At 46.3% G+C, this 21700-nt stretch carries 17 protein-coding genes; 7 read left to right on the top strand and 10 right to left on the bottom strand.

What is annotated here, in order from left to right; genetic code table 11:
• Positions 1–99 precede the first annotated feature (99 nt).
• Positions 100–1422 carry an IS91 family transposase gene (locus BMZ71_RS11495; RefSeq protein ID WP_143071433.1) on the top strand — a complete coding sequence of 441 codons (1323 nt, stop codon included), beginning with the start codon at positions 100–102 and terminating at the stop codon, positions 1420–1422.
• Between the two features lie 19 nt (positions 1423–1441).
• Positions 1442–1588 carry a hypothetical protein gene (locus BMZ71_RS15375; protein ID WP_245734429.1) on the top strand — a complete coding sequence of 49 codons (147 nt, stop codon included), beginning with the start codon at positions 1442–1444 and terminating at the stop codon, positions 1586–1588.
• A gap of 49 nt (positions 1589–1637) precedes the next feature.
• Here the strand turns inward: BMZ71_RS15375 and BMZ71_RS11485 are convergent, their stop codons facing one another.
• Positions 1638–2801: a 3D domain-containing protein gene (locus BMZ71_RS11485; protein ID WP_086989810.1), complete on the bottom strand. Its 1164-nt coding sequence runs from the start codon at positions 2799–2801 to the stop codon at positions 1638–1640.
• Positions 2802–3083: 282 nt separating this feature from the next.
• On the opposite strand from BMZ71_RS11485, the gene BMZ71_RS11480 reads away from it, so the two are divergent.
• Together BMZ71_RS11480 and BMZ71_RS11475 are read left to right on the top strand one after the other, a co-directional pair.
• Complete coding sequence (locus BMZ71_RS11480) at positions 3084–4622, top strand: Ppx/GppA family phosphatase (protein ID WP_086989813.1); 1539 nt, start codon at positions 3084–3086, stop codon at positions 4620–4622.
• Positions 4623–4673: 51 nt separating this feature from the next.
• Positions 4674–6815, top strand: coding sequence for an RNA degradosome polyphosphate kinase (locus BMZ71_RS11475; RefSeq protein ID WP_245734428.1), 2142 nt, complete (start codon positions 4674–4676; stop codon positions 6813–6815).
• A 58-nt stretch (positions 6816–6873) separates the two neighbouring features.
• On the opposite strand, the gene brnQ is transcribed toward BMZ71_RS11475, so the two are convergent.
• The gene (gene brnQ / locus BMZ71_RS11470) at positions 6874–8220 is read right to left on the bottom strand and encodes a branched-chain amino acid transport system II carrier protein (RefSeq protein WP_086989816.1); all 1347 of its coding nucleotides are present in this window, start codon (positions 8218–8220) and stop codon (positions 6874–6876) included.
• 298 nt (positions 8221–8518) lie between these two features.
• Here brnQ and BMZ71_RS11465 point away from each other — a divergent pair, with 298 nt between their 5' ends.
• Positions 8519–10153 (top strand): ABC-F family ATP-binding cassette domain-containing protein, encoded by a 1635-nt coding sequence (locus BMZ71_RS11465; protein WP_068558638.1) that lies wholly within the window; start codon positions 8519–8521, stop codon positions 10151–10153.
• A 257-nt stretch (positions 10154–10410) separates the two neighbouring features.
• Here the strand turns inward: BMZ71_RS11465 and BMZ71_RS11460 are convergent, their stop codons facing one another.
• The 5 genes from BMZ71_RS11460 to BMZ71_RS11440 form a co-directional block, all read right to left on the bottom strand.
• A complete protein-coding gene (locus tag BMZ71_RS11460; RefSeq protein WP_086989819.1) occupies positions 10411–11160 on the bottom strand; it encodes an acyl-[acyl-carrier-protein] thioesterase in 750 nt (249 codons plus the stop codon).
• An 80-nt stretch (positions 11161–11240) separates the two neighbouring features.
• Positions 11241–11999 carry an ABC transporter permease gene (locus tag BMZ71_RS11455; protein WP_086989822.1) on the bottom strand — a complete coding sequence of 253 codons (759 nt, stop codon included), beginning with the start codon at positions 11997–11999 and terminating at the stop codon, positions 11241–11243.
• A 1-nt stretch (position 12000) separates the two neighbouring features.
• Entirely contained in the window at positions 12001–12654 is a 654-nt protein-coding gene (locus tag BMZ71_RS11450; protein WP_086989824.1) for an ABC transporter ATP-binding protein, read from the bottom strand.
• 405 nt (positions 12655–13059) lie between these two features.
• Positions 13060–13827, bottom strand: a complete 768-nt coding sequence (locus BMZ71_RS11445) for a ChbG/HpnK family deacetylase (RefSeq protein ID WP_086989827.1) — start codon at positions 13825–13827, stop codon at positions 13060–13062.
• Positions 13828–13865: 38 nt separating this feature from the next.
• The gene (locus tag BMZ71_RS11440; protein ID WP_086989830.1) at positions 13866–14651 is read right to left on the bottom strand and encodes an SDR family oxidoreductase; all 786 of its coding nucleotides are present in this window, start codon (positions 14649–14651) and stop codon (positions 13866–13868) included.
• Positions 14652–14840: 189 nt separating this feature from the next.
• Between BMZ71_RS11440 and BMZ71_RS11435 the strand changes: the two genes are divergently transcribed.
• Positions 14841–15971, top strand: a complete 1131-nt coding sequence (locus BMZ71_RS11435) for an exonuclease SbcCD subunit D (protein WP_086989833.1) — start codon at positions 14841–14843, stop codon at positions 15969–15971.
• The gene (locus tag BMZ71_RS11430) at positions 15972–19031 is read left to right on the top strand and encodes an AAA family ATPase (protein ID WP_086989837.1); all 3060 of its coding nucleotides are present in this window, start codon (positions 15972–15974) and stop codon (positions 19029–19031) included.
• A gap of 545 nt (positions 19032–19576) precedes the next feature.
• Here the strand turns inward: BMZ71_RS11430 and BMZ71_RS11425 are convergent.
• The 3 genes from BMZ71_RS11425 to BMZ71_RS11415 all read right to left on the bottom strand — a co-directional run bounded on the left by BMZ71_RS11425 (position 19577) and on the right by BMZ71_RS11415 (position 21540).
• Positions 19577–19990: a universal stress protein gene (locus BMZ71_RS11425; protein ID WP_086989840.1), complete on the bottom strand. Its 414-nt coding sequence runs from the start codon at positions 19988–19990 to the stop codon at positions 19577–19579.
• Positions 19991–20203: 213 nt separating this feature from the next.
• Positions 20204–21334 (bottom strand): carbohydrate kinase, encoded by a 1131-nt coding sequence (locus BMZ71_RS11420; protein WP_086989843.1) that lies wholly within the window; start codon positions 21332–21334, stop codon positions 20204–20206.
• Positions 21325–21540: a hypothetical protein gene (locus BMZ71_RS11415; protein WP_086989846.1), complete on the bottom strand. Its 216-nt coding sequence runs from the start codon at positions 21538–21540 to the stop codon at positions 21325–21327. Before BMZ71_RS11415 ends, BMZ71_RS11420 begins: the two co-directional genes overlap by 10 nt.
• Positions 21541–21700 lie beyond the last annotated feature (160 nt).

Below are 21700 nucleotides of genomic sequence, written 5' to 3'. Positions count from 1 at the left end.
TTATATTATAGGAAAGTATAAAATTTTTCAGCTGTGGAATGTGATGATAGCACATGTTCCACAGTTTTTGTTTTGGTTTCACAGTGGTAAAATAGAGGTATGAATCAGAATATTCTCCATACCATTTTCTTTGATAAGAATAACCATTGGGACCAGTTCTCTAAAAGATTCAAACTGAAGATAAGACCTGTGGTCTTTAAAGAGGTTGAAAAATTTAGATACTGTGGGGATATTTCGAAAGGCTTTCGGTTATATGTTTGTGAAGGTTGCCATGCGGCAAAAAAAGTTCCGATTCGGTGTAAAGGCAAATTTTGCCCGACATGTTCTGTCGGTGAAAGTGAGCGGTGGAGTGAAATTGTGTCTCAGGATATGTTCCACACCACCCACAGACATATTGTTTTTACCATCGATGAAGGCCTGAGGACCATCTTTTTAAAGTATCATCGGGAAATACTTTTGAAAGGACTAATGGATGACGCTGCGCAAGTGATTTTGGATTATTTTAAGAAACAGAAAATTCGGCCTGGTATCATTTTGGCTCTGCACACTTTTGGCTCGAAACTCGAGTTTAACCCCCATGTGCATATGATCGTAACGATGGGTGGCTTGACAGAAGGTGGCGAGTGGAAAGATTACGATTATATCCCATACAAAATGTTGCGGGTAAACTGGCAGAATGCAGTGTTAAAGCTGATTAGACGCGTGCTTTCTCCGGAGGAGAAAAAGGAAGTACAGCCACAGCTTCAGAGAGCCTATACAAGAAATGCTGAAGGTTTTTACGTGAATGCTCCGAAGAGAAGCCGAACGAATGTCAAAAAGATTCTGCAGTATATTAGCCGCTACATGAAACGCGGGCCGATCGCATTGAACCGTATTATCATGTACGACGGTGATATCGTGATGTTTCGTTATCATGATAAACGGACGAATACAGAAGAAAAAGAGATTATGCTTGCGAAAGAGTTTATAGCAGCTTTAATAAGACACATCCCCGATAAAAACTTTAAAACAATCCGTAGATATGGGTTATACAGCAGGAGAATAAAGAAGGTTGTGAAAGAAGTCGTCAAGGAGATCCAGTCCAAGATCAAGCGACTATTGTTAAACGTTTCGACTGCTTTAAAACCCATGAAATGGGCAGACAGAATTACCGAATGTTTTGGAGAGAATCCTTTAAAATGTTCCAGTTGCGGAAACCTCTTTGTGTTCCGCGGGATTGTTGTGTCCAAAAATGGGAAGCTAAGAATCCAATTTGCGAACGATGCAGCGGCGAGGAGATATCTGCGAGAGGAGATTAGAAACATTGAGTCAGAAGAATTCAAAATTAACCAAAAACAAGCTAAAGAAAAAATATTTGAAGCAAATCGCTTCGACTGGGAAAAACAGCGTCAATTATATATGTCTTCAATGCGGAATCAATGAAGCCATTCCGAAGGAAGTGGTGGATGAATTCGATCAGATGGACGAAGGGGATCTGTTGGATGCTCCCCGCTTCACTTGTGAGAATTGCGGTGGAGAAATGTATCCTGAGTACTATAAAAGTACCCACGGTTTGGAATACAAGCTCTCAGATTATCAAAAAAAATAATACAACTACACAAAAAAAGGCATCGGGGTGGTTTTCCCCGATGCTTTTCTTATTGCAGGATGGTGATCGTCAACGTCTGTCTGCCGAAGGCAAGCGCAGCGTTCAAGTCTTCCATGTGCAAGTCGATTTTGTTGCCGACGATCGCTCCACCGGTGTCTCCGGCGATCGCTATGCCATATCCCGGCACGCTGACGATACTTCCCAATGGAATCACGGAAGGATCCACCGCGATGACCATCGGATTGATCGATAAGTCGATGCCTGTGGCGGTAAAGTTGGATAATCCAGCTTCATGGCGCGAGTAGGCTGTTGCTGAAACAGTCATTGTTTTGCCCTGGGAAGCAGGTGGTTCTGTCACAGTCGGAGCGGTTACGACCGGCGCTGTTTCAACAGCGGCAACCGAACTGTCGGTAATTTGGCTTTCGGGTTCTGGTGTGGCTACGGTTCCCTCTTGCAGGGAAGGTGCTGTAGATTCGGCAATTGTAACGTGCTCCTCCGCCGCGTTCGCTGCAGCTTGGGCCGCTTCGGCATCGGCTTTGGCTTGAGCAGCTTCGGCAGCCAAGCGGTCTGCTTCAGTTGCATACTCCGTTTTCACTTGCGACAGCACTATTTGGTTTTCGGACAGGATGTCCTTCAATGTGCTTAATTCTTCCGCCAGCGCAGAGGATTCAGATTTCAGACGGCCTTCAGCAACCTTGACTGTTTCGATTTCATCAGCCAACTGTTCTTCCAATGCCACCAGTTTCTCCTCTTCCGAAATGGCAGATTCGATCTGTTCATTATCGGCAGCCTGCAATTGGCCGACGACATAAGCTCTGCTGATGAAATCGGCAAAATTTTCGGAATCCAGCAACATCAAAATCTGATTCGTCATTGCATCAGAAGTCTGCAAAGCAACGAGTCGTGTTTTCAGTTGTTCTTTCCGTGAAGTGATTACTTCTTTTTGAGCTTCGATTGCAGCTTTTGTCTCGCTTTGACTTTCTTCTGCAGCAGCAATCTGCGCCTCCAGGTCATCAATCTCCATTTGTTTCAGGTTGATTGAGGCCAGTGTTTCGCCGATTGTAACTTCTACTGAAGCGATTCGAGCTTCTGTCTGTTTTTCTTCTTGAGTTAAAGTATCTAAGGTGGAACCTTGAACAGGTGTAATGGAAAGGGTCAGACTTGCTGCCAAGCCGGCCAACAACAGTTTCCCCATACGCTTTTTGTGATTCAAAATCTCACGCCTCTCTTTTGAAAATGCTCCTTCATTATATCGAAATTCTCTTATGGGAGGGTTGCATTCATTTTACTGTTTCGTATCAAATGATTCACCTGATGCTCTCATTGCCTTATTAGGAACCTTTTCGTAATCCATTCGTAACATAAGATTCTTTCCCGTAACATTTCTCCCCTGTTTCACTAGCTCACAAAGAGAAAACTATGACAAAAACGATAAATTCCAGTAAAATGGAAAGTGAGGAATCTTGGAAGACCCGGGATTCAGAAGGAGACGCTCATGCTACTAGAGAGAATAGGTTTGATCGATATCGGATCCAATACCATCCGTTTGGTCATCTTTGAAATCGATGAACACTTTACAATGTTTCAAGTCCAGAACATCAAGACCCCTGCACGTCTTTTTCAGTATTTGGACAAGAAGAAAAAGATGTCCCAAGCAGGTATCGACGTACTCATCAAAGTTCTGAAAAGTTTCAAATCTGTTGCTGATCAGTATCAAGTCAGCGTTTTGATGCCGGTAGCGACGGCTGCTATCCGTCAGTCCACCAACCGCGACGATATCATCAAACAAGTACGCAAAGCTACCAAAATCGAAATGATGCTGTTACCGGAAGAGAAGGAAGCTTTTTATGGGAATTATGCCGTTCTGCATACGACCCAATTCCTCAACGGCGTCACGATCGACATCGGTGGTGGCAGTACGGAAGTCACCTACTATGAAAATAAAGAACTTCAGCAATACCACAGTTTTCCTTTTGGGGTCGTGACCTTAAAACAGATGTTCTTTGACGGCAAAGAGCACAATGACCCAAAGGCGATCAAGAAGATGCAGGAATTTGTGAAGGACCAGTTCAAATCGATCAAGTGGCTGAGCAAGAAGCAAGTGCCCATCGTTGCAATGGGCGGTTCTGCCCGAAGCATCGCGAATGTCCACCAACGTAAAATCGATTATCGGTTAGCGGGCGTGCATGGTTACCGTATGTACAAAAATGATCTCCAAATGACCTTGGATTTGTTCCAGTCATTGAGCATCCCGCAGTTGCAGAATCTGGATGGGCTTAGCCGAGACCGCACCGATCTGATCATACCGGCTAATGTGGTATTCAATACCCTCTTCGATGAAGTGAAAGCCCCCGTGTTTTTGTTCAGCAACAAAGGGTTGCGTGAAGGTATCGTGATGGAATTTCTGAACGATAAATATGAGAATAAAGCCTTCAGTGTTTACAACATCGCTGCCCAATCGGTCAGCAGGCTTGCCGCCAGCTACCACACGTTGGCGCATGTTGCGCAGCAAAGGGTGAAGCTGGTCGATATGCTGTATGAAGAGTTGTGTCGACTGGGTATCTTTGACAAAAATCCGGAAATGGAGAAACTCTTGCATTTCGGAAGTTACCTTTATTACCTTGGCCAATTCGTCGAAACCGGCGCCAGTTCGCAGCATACCTTCTACATCATCTCCAATAGCGACCTTGATGGCATCAGCCATAAGGAACGGGTAAGCATCGCTTTATTGGCCAGCTTCAAAAACCGTTCACTCTTCAACCAATACTTAACCGGATTTACGGACTGGTACACAGTGACCCTAATCGATCAGCTGCAGTCATTCGGAGGCATCATCAAATTCGCTGACGCCCTTAACGATTCTCATATGGAAGTTATCCGGGACATCAAAATCATTAAGATAAAAAATGGGTACGATCTGGTACTTTCTTATAAAGGCGACATCCTTGCGGAAGAATATCGCGCAGAACGGCAACGCAAACATATCGAGCGTCTGCTGAGCGGTAAACTTAACATTATTTTTACAGAATGTTAACGAAGTTATGCTATAAATAAACCTTATAAATCGAATGAATGGATGTGTCGTATGATGGAATCAGATAGTAAACCCAATCTTGCTCATGCGGATTATTATTTCAATCGAGAACTGAGTTGGTTGGACTTCAACAAACGCGTCATAGAGGAGGCGCAAGATCCTCAGAATCCTTTGCTTGAACAGCTGAACTTTTTATCCATAGCAAGTTCCAATCTTGACGAGTTCTATATGGTTCGGGTAGCCGGTTTGCAGGATCAGTTCAAACTCGGCTACCATATCACGGACAGCAAAACCGATAGGAGTCCCCTTGAACAGTTGTCTGCCATCTCTGATAAAAATAACGAGAACCTTGCGCTGCAATACAAGTCCTATTATGAACTTTTGAATAAATTGGCTCAAAAAAATATTCGCATCAAAAAAATCAGCGCTCTTTCCAAAAGTGAATTTTCAATCATTGAAGAAACGTTCCATGAACAAATTTTTCCCGCGTTGACACCATTAGGGATCGATGCTTACCGTCCCTTCCCGAATTTGAACAATAAACTGATCCACGTTTTCGTTAACTTGCAAAAGGAGGACACGACCCGTGTTGCGATCGTGCCGGTTCCTGCCCCGCTACAGCGGTTCATTCTGTTGGACGAGAACAAAAATGACATCGGCATCGTTCTGCTGGAAGACGTCGTGCGCCATTTCATCCACACCTTATTCAAAGGCTTCACCGTCACAAATAGCTTCAGCTGTCGCATCACCCGCAACGCGGATTTGGAACTGCATGAAGATGGTGCGGATGATTTGCTGGTGGTCATCCAGGATTACCTGAAGAAGCGCAAAAATGGTATGGCTGTCCGCCTTGAAATTGACACGCGCGATACGATTGAGTCCCTACACGGAGACGTGCGCTTTTTACAGACCGAACTGGATCTCGAGGATCGTGATGTTTATATGATCGATGGACCATTGGATCTTACTTTCCTCAGTAAATTGACCCGCTATCTGGCGATTGCTTCTCCAGAAGACGTATACCCTAGCTTTTCTCCGGTAACGCCAAGCGATCTGTCCGGAAAAAATATTTTTGACGTGGTCGAAAAGAAGGATGTTTTTTTGCATCATCCCTATGACTCGTTCGATCCGGTCGTCGATTTCATCAAGAGTGCCGCTGAGGATGAAGACACAATCGCCATCAAGCAGACTCTTTACCGGGTCAGCAAAGATTCACCGATCATCGAAGGGTTGAAGGCTGCAGCAGAATCGGGCAAACAAGTCACTGTACTGGTCGAGCTGAAAGCCCGTTTCGACGAAGAGAACAATGTGCAATGGGCGAAGGAATTGGAAGAAGCCGGTGCGCATGTGCTCTATGGCATGACCCACTTGAAGACTCACAGCAAAATCACGATGGTGGTCAAAAAGCAAAACAACAGCATCGTCCGTTATGTCCATCTGGCTACCGGCAATTACAATGATAAGACTGCAAAACTTTATACGGACATGGCCATCTTCACGGCTAACAAGGAAATCGGTGAGGATGCGACAAACTTCTTCAACTATTTGAGCGGCTATTCCGATCAGCCGGAGTACAATCACTTGCATGTGTCGCCCTTCGAAATCCGCGATTCATTCATTGAATATATCGACGACGAAATCGCGGCACATCAACAATCCGGCAATGGGCATATCATCGCAAAAATGAATTCCTTGACCGACAAACGCGTCATCATGAAACTGTACGAAGCCAGTCAAGCAGGCATACGGGTAGATCTGATCATCCGCGGCATCTGCTGCCTGAAGCCCCAAGTACCTGGCGTCAGCGATAATATCCATGTCCGCAGCATTGTCGGCCGTTTCCTGGAGCATAGCCGGATCTACTATTTCCATCATAACGGCGATGAGAATCTTTTCCTGTCTTCCGCAGACATGATGACCCGTAACATGATCAAACGGATCGAAATAGAATTTCCGATTCTGGACAAAGCCATCAAGAAAGAGATCCTTTCGTTGATGGACGTCTATCTTGCCGACAACACGAAAGCACGCGAACTGCATCCGGACGGGACTTACCGCCATGTCCGAAATGATAAGCCCGCGGTGGATGCACAAAAGTATTTCATGGAACTGGCGAATAAGGAAAAGGAAATCCCGATTCTTGCCGAAAAGGACTCCTGGTTCAAAAAAATCCAACGAAGACTCAAAAAATAACGAAGAATAAGGAAAAAACGGGGCTATCTCAGATTGAGACAGCTCCGTTTTTTCATTTTTAAGCTAATTTATTGTTTTTTGAAATCGCCAAGCCAATCGCAAAACCGAGCAGCGACGGAATCAGCCAACCCATTCCGATATCGGATAACGGAATCGCTGCATCTGTCCAGGCAATGACGCCGTTCAGGCCGACAGCGTCTTTGATTCCTTGCGGCAAAGCTTTCAGAAAATCAACGATTGCGAATGGAAAGGTGAACAAGGTCGTCATTCGGTAGACAATCGTCCGGTCATTGAACAGGCTGCTTGTGATCAACAGGAAGATCAAGGTAATTGCCAAGGGGTACAGGAACATCAATACCGGAATCGAGAAGGCGATAATCTGACTCAAGCCCAGATTCGCCAAACCAAAGGAAATAGCAGTGAAAAGATAGACGTATTGTTTATAGTCTAACGAATTCGGAAACATGTGCACAAATGTTTCGCTGATGGCAGTTATCAGCCCGATTGCTGTTTTCAGACAGGCGACGGTGATGATGATAGCAAACAGGACCGCTCCGAAGATGCCGAAGTACTCGTTCGAGATTTGTGCTAAGGCGATGCCGCCGTTGTCGCTGATTTCAAAAACGCCGCGGCTCGTTGCACCCAAATAAACCAATGAACCGTAAATCACAGCCATCAACAGCATACTGATCGCGCCGGATTTTATCGTGTCCTTCGCGATGGTTGTTGTCTTTGTGACGCCCAAGCCTTGGATCGTCGTGACGACGATAATGCCGAAAGCCAGGGAGGCCAGTGCGTCCATTGTGTTGTACCCTTCCAAAAAGCCTTTGAAGAATGCACCAGTCTGGTAGCTTGCGTCTACTGGTATTTCTCTCGCTGCGCCCATCGGAGCGAAAAATCCGAAGAGAATCAAAACCGAAAGAAACACCAGAAAAATCGGATTCAGAACCTTACCTACCCATTTCAATATTTCCGAGGGCTTCAGGGAGAACCATAAGACAGCTATGAAGAAAAGCAACGAGAACAGAAACAGCGCCATTTTTGTCATTGAGGGTTCCAAGTACGGAGCAAAGGCTGCCTCGAAGGAGACAGTAGCGGTACGCGGCGTCGCAAAGAACGGGCCAATCGTAAGGTAGAGAGCCGCGGTAAAAAAAACACCGTATTTAGGATGAATCTTGCTCGCCATCTCCAGCAGGCTTTCTTTACCGGACAGCCCCATCGCCACGATGCCCAAAAACGGCAACCCCACTGCAGTCATGATAAATCCTACTATTGCCGGCAATAAATTTTGCCCAGCCAATTGCCCCATATGAACCGGAAAAATCAGGTTCCCGGCACCAAAAAATAAGCCGAAGAGCATGGATCCAATGTATATGTATTCTTTATTCGATAATTTCTTATCCATTCATTTTCAGCCAACTTTCTTTTTCAATTTTTTTAATTCTATCATGGCATTTCTCCTGTTACTAGAATGGGGGGCGTTAATCAAATAAAACTTATCATTTTCTCATTTGCGCGGCTTTTATTTACTCCATGTCCGCACCCAAAAATGATGGCAATATTACGACAAAACCGAACAAACGATTGCCATAAAAGAAACGGTCCTACTCGTTTTTTGTAAACACTGTGTTAAAATCCTTTTATTTTTTCTGGAATATGCTAGAATTAATTGACTATAAACAAGAATTGAGGAATGTAAAAAAATGATTACCGTATCAAATGTCAGCTTACAATTTTCCGATCGCAAGTTGTTTGACAATGTTAACTTAAAGTTCACCCCTGGTAACTGCTATGGCGTCATCGGTGCAAACGGAGCTGGAAAATCTACTTTCCTGAAGATTTTATCAGGTGTTATCCAACCCACAACCGGCGACATCATTTTGGATCCAAATGAACGTCTCGCTGTACTGAACCAGAACCACTATGGTTTCGAAGAACATCAAGTATTGGACACCGTCATCATGGGGCATAAACGCCTTTATGAAATTATGGCCGAGAAGAACGCTATCTATGCAAAAACTGACTTCACTGAAGAAGACGGCATCAGAGCCGGCGAACTTGAAGGCGAATTTGCTGAATTGGACGGCTGGGAAGCCGAATCCGATGCTGCAAGTCTTTTGCAAGGTTTAGGAATCGGTGAAGATTTGCACTACAAGCAGATGAGCGACCTATTGGAGCCACAAAAAGTTAAAGTTTTGCTGGCGCAAGCCCTATTCGGCAAACCGGACGTACTGCTTTTGGACGAGCCGACAAACGGTTTGGACAAAGAATCAATCGAGTGGTTGTCCGAATTCTTGATCAACTTCCCAAATACTGTCATCGTTGTTTCCCATGACCGTCACTTCCTGAACACCGTATGTACGCACATGTGTGACGTTGACTTCGGAAAAATCAAACTTTATGTCGGAAACTACGACTTCTGGATGCAATCCAGTCAGTTGGCTGCTAAATTGGCTGCTGATTCCAATGCAAAAAAAGAAGAGCAGATCAAGGAATTACAGGACTTTATTGCGCGCTTCAGTGCCAATGCATCGAAATCCAAACAAGCGACATCCCGTAAAAAGACATTGGATAAAATCACCTTGGATGATATTCAACCATCATCCCGTAAATATCCTTTCGTCGGCTTCACTCCGGAACGCGAAATCGGAAATGACTTGTTGATGGTTTCAAACATCTCCAAAACAATCGATGGCGTCAAAATTTTGGACAACATCAGCTTTGCTTTGAACAAAAACGATAAAGTCGCTTTCACAAGCCGCAAAGACATCGCTACTTCTACCCTCTTCAAGATTTTGATGGGCGAAATGGAAGCTGATGGCGGTACTTTCAAATGGGGCGTCACAACTTCAAGAAGCTATTTGCCGAAGGATCACACGAACGAATTCCCGGTTGCCGATATCACCATTTTGGAATGGTTGCGCCAGTTTGCAGGCAAAGAAGAGGACGACAACACTTTCTTGCGCAGCTTCTTGGGCCGCATGCTGTTCTCAGGTGAAGATGTCATGAAGAAAGTTTCTGTCCTATCCGGGGGAGAAAAAGTACGTATCATCCTATCGAAAATGATGCTTTCAAAAGCAAACGTTTTGGTGCTGGATGACCCGACAAATCACTTGGATCTTGAATCCATCACGGCGTTGAATGACGGCATGATCGCTTTCAAAGGCGCATTGTTGTTCACTTCACACGATTACGAGTTCATCAACACTACTGCGAACCGTATCATCGAATTGACTCCAAACGGCGTTGTTGACAGAATGGAAACAACCTACGAAGACTTCTTGGCAGATAAAGACGTGCAAGCAAGAATCAACGCACTTTATAAAGAACAAGCATAAAACCAGCATGAAAAAGAGGAACAACCCAAGCGTTCGGGTTGTTCCTCTTTTTTAATAACATATTTCAATTCCAAAAGTGCATCACCTCTGGTGTTTCACAAGGTTGCAAAATATTCCATGCATCCCAAAACGGTGGCTAGCTTCACGGGTAAGCCCTTCGGAAATTAGATAAATCTGACCCATTGCGCTCTACGATGCTCATTCAGGGCCAGATTTCCTAAATTTCTTTCAGGGCTGAACGAACCCGTTCCGCTTTTCTAAACTTTTTTCCAGATCATGTGGGCTTCGCAGGCTAGGTCTTCGCCGTTCATGATGCGGTGCGCGGTGATGATTTCGCCGTTCTCAGCTTCTTTTGTCGACATGACGCTGGTGATGCTGTTGCCGTATTCGACTTCTTTTTCATACTTGATCGTAACGGCAGCCATCTGATGATCCATGATAAATTTCGGGTCGATTGTGTTGATGATCCAATCGAAATATTTCGCGTTGTTGACATGGCGATTGTAGTCGATATCCAGGTATCTGACGCGGAAATCCTGCTCCTTACGGTTTTCCGGTTCCAGCTGGATCGGTTTCCGCATGCGCACCATCGTCCGGATTTCATCAGCCTGGTAAACGGTCAGCAAGTCTTTTTGGATCTGGACCATCTTACGGGTTTCGATGTCCATCATGACGAAGTTCGTCATCACTTCCACACACAATTGTTCCCTTTCATCATAAGCCCGGAAGCGGCGATAGGTGAAGAAGCGGTTATAACTCATCGCTTCCGTTTCCAGGATGATTTCTTCGCCTTGGTGCGGCATGCGTTCGATCTGCATGTCGTACTGCACGATGATCCAACTGAGTCCTCTTTCGGACATCTGGTCATTCGTGTTCCCGAGTGAATCGCTTTGTTGTCCCGACAAGTCCATCATCAGGTCTACGAGCGCTGGCAAGGTGATTTCACCGGTGATGTCGCATTCATAGCCTTTGATGCGATGGGTTCTGCGATAGATTAATCCGCTCAATGTTTTCCCTCCAAAATCAACTTTATAATAGAAAGGATACCATACTTTTCAGCACGGACCAACCGAAATACCATTCAAAATCAGACCCGCAATTGCTGTCTGTCGTTGTAGAATTCGCGGTATGCCAGGAAAGAGGCGATATAAGACGAGATGCTTGTCGCCGCCACCAGCATGAAAGTCACCATGATCTGATACATGATCGCCGTCATCGGTACGGTGCCGGCAAACATCAAACCCGACATCATGCCCGGCAAGGAAACGATACCCACTGTTTTGGCGGAATCCAAAGATGGCTGCATGCCTGATTTGATCGTTTCCCGCAAGATTGTGCGCGAAGCTTGATTCGGATTCGCACCGAGAGACAGTTTTTCCAGAATCTGTTGGCGCTGATCGCGGAACAAGGAATTCAGGTTACGATAGCACAAGCCGATGGTCGTCATCGCATTCCCGGCTATCATTCCAGTGATCGGCACAATCTGTGAAGGGATGAATTTAACGGACCCGGACAGGACCAAAATGGCTAACGTCAAAATCGCTGAAGCGGAGATGGCGATGAGCGAAATCTTCAAAGAATTCGGGATACTGCTGCTGCGTTTGTGGGCATTCCATGACGCATTGAAGACGATGACCGCAACCATCGCCAGAGTGACGATTGTGTTGTTCACATTGAACAGATAGGTCAATACGTATCCGACCGCGATCAACTGTACAATGGCTCGGGTAATGCTGTACAAGATGTCTTTGGCCGTTCCTAATTTTTCTTTATAGGAGATGTAGACTCCCACCAATACCAACGAGAAGCTCAACATGAGCGTGATTGGACTTACTTGTAGATCCATCTTAGTTCTCCTCCCCTTTTACGATTCTTCCAGCAACAATATGGATATTCTTATCCGCCAAGCTGGACTCTTCTTCATTATGGCTGACCATAATGATCGTCATATCGGAATGATTCCGCATTTCCTGGAGCCATCTCCAGATGATCTGTCGATTCGCTTCATCCAAGGCGCTCGTGACTTCATCAAGCAGGAGGATTTTCGGTTGAAACAGGACATTTCGTATCAAAGCGACACGCTGCTTTTCCCCGCCGGACAAGCTATTGATATCTTTGTCCATGTATTCCTTTGACAGCCCGACTGACTCCAGATAGGCGACTGCTTTCTTTTCATCGAATTCCTTTTTGCGGATTTCGTAAGGAAAAGCCAAATTGTCGCGGACGATTTTTCCGAACAAAACGGGTGTCTGGAATGTGTAGGAAACCTCCTTGCGGTATTCGGTAGGTTCGTATTCATCCAGCGACTTCCCTTGGTAGCGTATTTCCCCTTCGGTACGCGAAAGGATCGTCGCAATGATCTTCAAAAGTGTACTCTTACCGCTTCCGGACGGGCCGGTTATCGAGAGAAACTCGCCCTCTTCCAGCGAATAGCTGATGTCATCCAGAATGACTTTGCCGTCCGATACAAAACTCAGATGTTCCATTTCCAATAATGCCATTTTTTAGATTGCTCCTTTATCATTCAAATTGCATCCAAACCCGATGCAAACTCCAAAAACCGCTGTTCAGGTTGGTAATGCTTCATTCTTCTATTCTATCACTGATTCCCTATTTTTTGTTAATGATAATGATTATAATTTAGCAACAAATACAAAATGATACTATTGGACTAAAATATGCTGATCAGAGGAGCAACCCAGTTTACTCAGTTTCTTCCTGTAGCTCCGGTGAGGCGGATGCTCATCGGAGGATAGCGGTAACTATCCGCCTCAAATTCGGTGAGGCCGGTCTCATCGGAGCACAAAAGCCCGAATGCAGTCTGAACTCCGGTCAAGCCTTCATTCGCCGGAGAACGGCAAAGGCTGTCTCGAAAAACGAGACAGCCTTTGTTATTTCTTATCGTATTACTCTCCCAATTCCGCATACGAAATCAACTGGATTGCCTCATCTTCACGGATGCGATCCGCAAAATCTGAATGCATCAAGAATTCGGCCATATAGGCTCGATCCTTCTGCAGGCTACTGACGCGTTCCAGACTGGCATCGACATAACCCGGATGGACGATCAATTCGACCGAGGTGTCCGGCTTTTCCAGGACGGCCATAATATCATCCAACTTCTCCATCACACTCATTCCCAATTCGGCCTGCGGTTTTTCAGCAGCGAAGCCGAGGTCGAATTGGCGGTCCGTATGCAGCACCCCATGGCTACCCTCGAAATGATCCCGGATCGGCAGCTCGTACTGGATCGCCAACGACAGGATGACTTTGTTGAGCGGCTCCAACATATGCACATGGTGGTGCGAATCCAAATGCGTTGGTCTGATGCCCGCCTTGCGAACTTTTTCGATTTGCGCATGCCACTCCGCATAGACCTCATCCAGATCCAGTGAAGCTGCATGCTGCTGCACGTATTCTCTGGTGTGGAAACGCCCATCGGCACTGATGGTGGATGCGTCAGGCAATAGGGGCTTTGCGAGCGTCAGATTCAGATGAACTCCGATTTCCAGCTCCGGATGATCGGATGCCAATGCCACAGCATGATCGAATGCCGCTCCGTTCGCCAGCAGGGTCGTCGAGGTGGTGATGCCGTACAAAAAACTATCGATGATGCCGTAGTTCACGCCATTTGTGAGACCAAAATCGTCTGCGTTGATGATTACTTGTCCCATATTTCATTCTCCTGTCTGTTTCGGATGGCGGTTCGGCTTCAAATCGCTTTGACTGCCCCGCCATCCACATATAGTGTACTGCCGGTGATGTATGTATTCGCTTCGGAAAGAAGGAAAACAACAGCTTTTGCGAATTCTTCCGGTGTACCGTAACGTCCTAAAGGAATGCCTGCGATAGCAGCCTTGTCGACTTCCGCAACTGTCAATTCTCTCGCTTTAGCGTTCGCCTTATTCAGATATTTCAAGCGATCGGTTTCGATTTTTCCCGGCGCAACGACGTTCACGAGGATGTTGTCGGGCGCCAATTCATCAGCCAGCGTTTTGCTTAGGCCGACGATGCCGTTTCGGAACGTATTGGAAAGCACCAGATTCGGTAAAGGTGTCTTCACCGAAATCGAGGCGATGTTGACGATGCGTCCGCCCTCTTTACGCAAATCAGGCAGTACTTCGCGGATGATCCGGATGTAGCTCAGCAAGTTCAATTCGAAGGCCTGCTGCCATACTTCATCGGAAAAGGAATCGAATTTCCCGCTTGGCGGACCGCCTGCGTTGTTCAGCAAGATATCGATTTTCCCGAATACTGTATGGGTCCGTGCCACCAGTTTCTGGATGTCCTCAACTTTAGTGATGTCGCAAGGGAAATACGCGACCTTTCCGGCATGCATGGCTTCCAGCTCTTCTTTCACCTCAGCCAATTTGTCCTCGCTTCTGCTGGTGAGCATAACATGCGCGCCTTCTTTGACGAGTTCCTTCGCCACCGCTTTGCCCAAGCCTTGACTCGAAGCAACGACCAATGCCACTTTATTCTTTAGCCCCAGATCCATTTTGGTTCCTCCTTCAACTGCTTAATTCGTCCGACCTCTTATACATACTATAGCTCAAAAGCGCCCACATCACTAGCATTTCACTCGGTCGGCCATAATTGCCTCTGCTGGCTTCCGGTGTAGTCTGTTATAATGGAAAATGAATGTATTTACTTAAAAAATACTAACCAATGGACAGGAGCCTTTCCCATGAGAATACTGCATACAGCTGATTGGCATCTCGGTAAAATCGTCAATGATTTTTCCATGCTGGAAGATCAGCGTTATTACTTGACGAACCTGATCGAGCTACTCAAAGATAAAGAAATCGATGCGATCATTATGGCCGGAGACCTCTACGACCGTGCGTTGCCTCCGAAAGAAGCGGTAGCGTTGGCCAATCGGACACTGACCCGGATGGTGAAGGAATTGGGCGTGCCTGTGTTCGTCATCGCCGGCAACCACGACAGCAACGAGCGAATCGAATATGCCGCTGATCTGTTGGCCGACAGCCGCCTGTATATAGAAGGAACCATGAAAGATTCCATCCGTAAAGTTGCCTTCCAAGGAACCAATTTCTATCTGCTGCCTTTTGCGGATCATGTCTATGTCCGGGAGAAGCTTCAGGACGACACAATCAAAAATATGGAGGATGCCATTCGTGCGCAGTTGGCGACCGTAAAAGCAACCATGAACCCAAATGAAGTCAACATCCTGATTGCGCACGGCTATGTGATCCAGACCGGAAACGACACGAGCGAACCATCCGATTCCGAACGTCCGCTCAGTATCGGTACTTCCGAATACGTGGATGTGTCGCTGTTTGAGGACTTTGATTATGTCGCTCTGGGCCATCTGCACAAGGCCCAGAAAGTCAAAGACGACAAAGTCCGCTATAGTGGCTCAATCCTGAAGTATTCCAAATCAGAAACCCCGCATCAAAAGCAGACGAGCATCGTGACGATAGAAAAAGACAAACTGGAGATCGAACCGCTCCGGATCAAGCCTTTGCGCGATATGCGCACAATCCGGAGTACATTCTCAGAACTGATGAAGGGGCAATCCGAGGACTACCTGTTCTTCGAACTGGAGGATACGGAATACGTGCTGGATGCGATGAACCAACTGCGCCGTCGCTATCCACACGCGATGGGGCTCGAATACGTCAGCCGAAGAGAAACCGAATCGGTGGCCTTGCAGCATAACCGGGAGGATCTCCAACAGTTGTCCTATCCGGATTTGTTCAAGGATTTTTATGAGCAATACCGCGCCATTGAAATGGAAGAATCCGATCAAAAAATCGTTGCGGATATCTTTTCCGCTTTGGGAAGGAATGATTAGATGAGACCCTTAAAATTAGAGATGAATGCCTTTGGTCCCTACAAAGAAAAGATCGTATTGGACTTCACGCAATTCCAGAACCAAACATTGTTCCTGGTTAGCGGGCCTACCGGTGCCGGCAAAACCACAATTTTTGATGCCATCGCCTATGCCCTTTACGATGTCGCCAGCGGCAGCAGCCGGGAAAAGGACACCTTCAAGTCGCAGTTCGCAACGGAAGAGTCGATCTGTTACGTCGATCTGACGTTCGAATACAACGGGAAATCTTACCGCGTCAGACGCTCCCCTGCCCAGACAGGTCCTGGGAAAAGCGGAAAAATCATCGATTTGAAAGCTGATGTCGCCTTTTATCACGACGACACCGTGACGACGAAAGCGCGCGACGCCAATGCGGAAATAGAGCAATTGCTTTCTTTGAACTACGAGCAGTTCAAACAGATCGTCATGCTGCCGCAAGGGGAATTCAAAAAACTACTGGAATCGAACAGCAATGACAAAGAGACTATTTTCCGGAACATCTTCGGGACCGAGATTTTGAAAAGATTCCAGGAGGAACTGAAGGAGCGGGCCAAATCATTACAGAGCCAGGCGACTTCCGCCCATGATTCGCTACAGACCGCTTATTCCTTTGCCTCGGGAATCAAAGATGAACCCTTGCAAGAAGCGCTCCGCTTGCAGGACACCGAGCAGTTCCTGGTTCGGATCGCAGAACTGTTGGCGGCGCTCGAAGAAGAACGTGAAGTCAAAGAACTGCATCTAACTTCTTTGCGTTCACAAAGTCAAGCCGTTTCCGATACCATCAAATTGCTGGAAGATATCGCACAGTTGGAGGTACGGCTGAAAGTTCTGGAGGAAGAAGAAGCTCAAGCCTTAGGATGGAAGCAGCAATTGGAGCGCCATGAACAAGCCGTTAAAGCCGAGGAAAAAAGGTCGCTGTACATTGCAGCATCCACAAACAGGGCTGCAAAACAGGAACAATCCAAACAAAATGACGCTCTCTTGGACCAATTGAATCAGGCTTCACGCGATAAGCAATCGGCATTCGAGGTGGCTGAACTTGCCTTTTCCCTGATCCCAGGCTTGCGTGAAAAGATCGGCACCGTGAAGGAACAGGAAAAACAGCTTATCGCCTTGGCGAAGAAGCAGAAAGAACTGGCAGGTTACCAGAAAGCAGGCAACGATGCCACGAAAGAACTGCAGAAACATGCAAATCTTAAACAAGCGCAAAAAGAAAAACAGGAGCAGTGCCAGCAGAGGCTTGCGGGGCTGAAACAAGCCCAAAAAGAAGCTGCCAGTATCAAAGACAAATTGAGTGCTTGCCGAATGAACGTGCAGCAATCCGATCAGATCCACAAGAGGATTGTCCAAACCGAAAAATTGTTGGCTGAAAAACTTGCAAAAGGTGCACGATTCCTGATTCTGGAAAAAGAATTCATGGCAATCGATCAACAGTTCAAGGACGAAATCCTGCTCTACAACCGCAACATCGCAGGCATTTTAGCAGAACAGCTGATCAGCGGAGAAGCTTGTCTTGTCTGCGGTTCAACAGACCATCCCGCACCCGCTCAAAAAACGGCAGAGACCCTCTCCGATCAGGACCGGGAGCAGCTGGAGAAAAACCGGAATCAGGCATATGCGGATTACCAGCAGGGGACTGCCGAACTTTCCGGAATCCGAAAACAACTGGCCGATCTCTTCGATGAGTTCGCTATCCCGGCTGAAACTTTTGAAACTTACAAACAGGAACAGAAAGCAAAACGCGATAGCGAAATCGCGTCAGAAAAAACGCTGCTGTCGGAGATGATAGCTCTGCAGAAGATTCTTGACGAAGAAGAGACCCTCGTCAAGCAGCAAAACAACATCGAAACAAATCTGCAGGAGATCGACCAGAACTGTCTTACGCTTCAGAAAACATTGCACTTGAACGAAACTCTTTCCAGGGACCTGCTGGCCGATATCGAACAGGAACAGCAAATTTTGGGCGACAAAGACCTCGCAACTGTGCAAAATGAAATCCTGCAGCTCAACAAAACCATTGAGACCAGCACAAATGACTACAACAGGCTGAACAGCGAGCTGACGGACCTCGAGAAACGGATTGCCGTCTGCCATGCCAACAGCACCACCTACGCGGCCCAAGTTGAGGAAGCAACCCATGCTTTGTTGGATGCGGAAACAACCTACAAAACCGTACTGGCTGATACAGGACTGGAAGAACCTTTCGATCATCTAATATTGGATAAGGCATTGTCTCTGGAAATCCAGAAACGAATCCGCAGTCATGAAGACGACCTGAATGTCACCGTGACCCGTTTGCAAGATGTAAGAAAGAGCGCTGCAGTATTGGATCAGGATCAAACCGTCGTCTCCTGCACCAATCAAAAAATGCTTCTGGACAATACAATCCGGGCATCGGAAGAGCAAAAAGATCAGCTTGCAGGCGATATCCAAATGCTAAAAAAAGCGGCGCAAGAAATCGCTGTGATCTACAAAAAGCAACAGCAGATCATTTCCGATTACCAAAAATACAAGACTTTGTCGGACATCGCCAACGGAACCAAAGAAACTGATTATATCTCATTCGAACGCTATGTGCTGGCGATCTATTATGAGGAAATCATCGAAGCTGCCAATCTTCGCTTCCAACAGATGACGAACAACCGCTATCTGTTGTTGCGCAAGGAAGACAAAGGCAAAGGTGCCGGAGCTAAGGGACTGGATCTCGATGTATTCGACCATTACACCGGTCAAACCCGCAGCGTCAAAACGTTGTCGGGCGGTGAAGGCTTCAAGGCTTCCCTTGCGCTTGCCCTTGGTCTAAGCGACGTGATGCAGAGCCGCAGCGGAGGAATCCAGATCGATACACTGTTCATTGATGAAGGCTTCGGTTCGCTGGATCCAGAGTCTTTGGATACCGCAATCGAGGCGCTATTCTCCCTGAACAGTTGTGGCCGTTTAGTCGGTATCATTTCGCACGTTGAGGAATTGAAGACGCGCATACCCGTCCATATCAAAGTCGACCGCACCACCGAAGGAAGTACCGCAAAAATTATCCTCTAGATGAGAAAAGCTGAACGGGTTCATTCAGCCCTGAGTAAGGAAACACTGTGACCTAATCGGTCAAGTACTCTGATGTCACAGTGCGACATCAGAGGGCCTCACTGCGAGACCAGTTGGATGGCCTGATGACAGGAATAAGCGATTGAAATCGCAAGAGTCATGACAATTTAGGAAATCTGGCCTCGCAACGTTCCCTACGGTCACCTTATACTGGTGCTCTAAGGGATGAATCCCTAAGAGTCCCATGCAAATGAGCATCGTAGAGCGCAATTGCTGAGAGACTTCCTGCGTCAGCAGGTTAGTCGAATAGTATCCTTGACTCGGTAGAGACAAAGGGTTCCTTTATCCCTTTCCGAAGGGCTAACCCGTGAAGCTGGCCATCAAATTTGATGGCATGAAACAATTTGAAAATCTGTGAAACAGCTATGGTGATGCACATTTCAACAAAAATTTATACTGTCCTACGATATAAAGGAAAGTCCAGCTACATTTAAGTAACTGGACTTTTTTTGCGTCTCCTGATTCGTTGGTTCAAAAGCGTCTGATCAATTTTTCCTTACGATTAATACATCACATGGCGCATGTTTGATGACATGATTCGTCACCGATCCGACCACCAGTTTTGCGATAGTGCCCTTACCTGTAGCACCCATTACAATCAAATCACACTTCCATTCTTCCACAAGCGCCTTCGCAATCATTTCCTTTGCGTTGCCGGTGCGCATTTCCTTGTGCACTGCCACCCCGTTTGCACGCGCATATCTGTCCAATTCATCGAACAACGAGTCTTTATCCTTCTGCAGCTGCGCAGCTTCTTCGGCGTTATCTTTTTTATCCAGAATCGCAACCAGATAAAGCGCAGCATTGTTCCTTTCAGCGATATGTACCGCCTGTTTGAACGCCTTGATTGAAGCCTCCGATCCGTCCACTGGAATCAAGATGTTTTTATACTGAACCATTCAAACCCACTCCTTTGGAATAATCAACCAGAAAACGCTTTCCTTACTCTTATTTTACTATACTTACGAAATAAACAAAAGATTAGTCGTCCTACGGTTGATAAATTTACAAACCAAAAAGAGCCTGGCTGACAGGCTCTTTTTGGTAACTGCGCTACTCAGATCAGAAGAGTAGTGGACTGTTTATTTTTTGAATGTAACGGGCTTATCCAGCTAAATTTCTCTACTTTCCAATTTGCCGATTTCTTTGACATCCTTGCGCAACACCGCCTGGGATAGGTTCGGGCGAACTTTGTAGGCTGATTTTGATGACATGACTGCATTCGCTAAGCCAGTCTGGATCATTTCTGAAATCTCATCAGTCCTCAAATAGGAGTAGACGATTCCGGCGCAAAGCGCTTCATTCGTTCCCCAGATGTAGGTTTCGCTGTTTTCGTCGCTGTTCTTCAGATCATAGACATGCATGCCGTAATTTTCACTGGCATAGCCGACGCTCTGACTGTTTTTGGTGATGATGACATGCTGTACCCCTTTGTCAAGCCACATCTGTAGGGCTTCCCGCATAGAAGCATCATCCTTGATTTTGATGCCGAAGTGCTTCTCGGTTTCGTCATGCTTCGTGATCAGCAACTTCAAGCCCTTCAAGTTTTCGGGAATATTATACAATTTAAGGACGGATGCGCAAATCAGGACGGTTGGAATATTGTATTTCGCTCCGATTTCAAGTAAGTGTTCCACGCTTTCTTTCGGGCAATTCGAATCGATGATGATAGTTTTGGCTCGCTTCAGTGTCGCCAGGTGCTTCAACAACCATTTTGGCTGCATATACTCATAGATATCCATTTCCGCCAATCCGATGATCATTTTACCCGATTCATCGATGACTTCCATAAAGGTGCCTGTCGAAAAGCCAGGAATCATTTCCACTTCGGAGGTCTTCATCAATGGGCGCATAGATTCTTCGATCGTATGCCATTCCGCATCATCCCCGACCAAAGATAACATAACGACGTCTTCCTGCAGTCTACCCAGATTCTCAGCGATACTGAGAGCAACCCCGCCGATTGACGTCTGGGAGGTAACATTGTTCGATTGTCCATGAATAAGGCCGCCTTCCACAAAATAGCGGCGATCGATACAGGCCGCGCCGATACAGACAATCGGTCGCGTATCATTGATGACATAGGCTTTCCCCAAAAGGTATCCCCGTCTCACCAAGCCGGAAATGATGTTCGCCACTGCGGGACGTGACAGACCAATCTTTGTAGCTAAATCTTGCTGCGAAATGAAAGGATTTTCCTTAATGTAGCTCAGTATTTTTGATTCTTTCTCGTTTAAAGCCATGTTTCAATTCCCCTTACTCTATAAAAACTCGGCAATGCCGAACTTATTCTTTTAGCAACATTCTCTGCTCCTAAATGTATAGTATATATCCAATGACTGCTGTTGCCAAACAAACACGGTATATTGTAACCTTTTCTTAATTCCTTTGCATCATTCAGAGCGATTTTATTACTAAACATTACTATATAAATTGAGTTAAATTGCATTCGTTTTTCCTCCTGTAGGCGTATACTAAAGAAAACACTTGAGGAGTGGGGAACATGGAAACAGAACGCCAAATCCGTGAATTGGAAAAAGCGATGACTACGACAGACAACCGCCGGTTGTACGAGCGTTGCCTGGCAGTCAAGTTGGTTCTCGAAGGCC

Source organism: Trichococcus flocculiformis (assembly GCF_900113645.1).
Lineage (GTDB): Bacteria > Bacillota > Bacilli > Lactobacillales > Aerococcaceae > Trichococcus > Trichococcus flocculiformis.
Note: the sequence above shows the minus strand (reverse complement) of the source record. Positions and strands in the feature narration are given on the sequence as shown.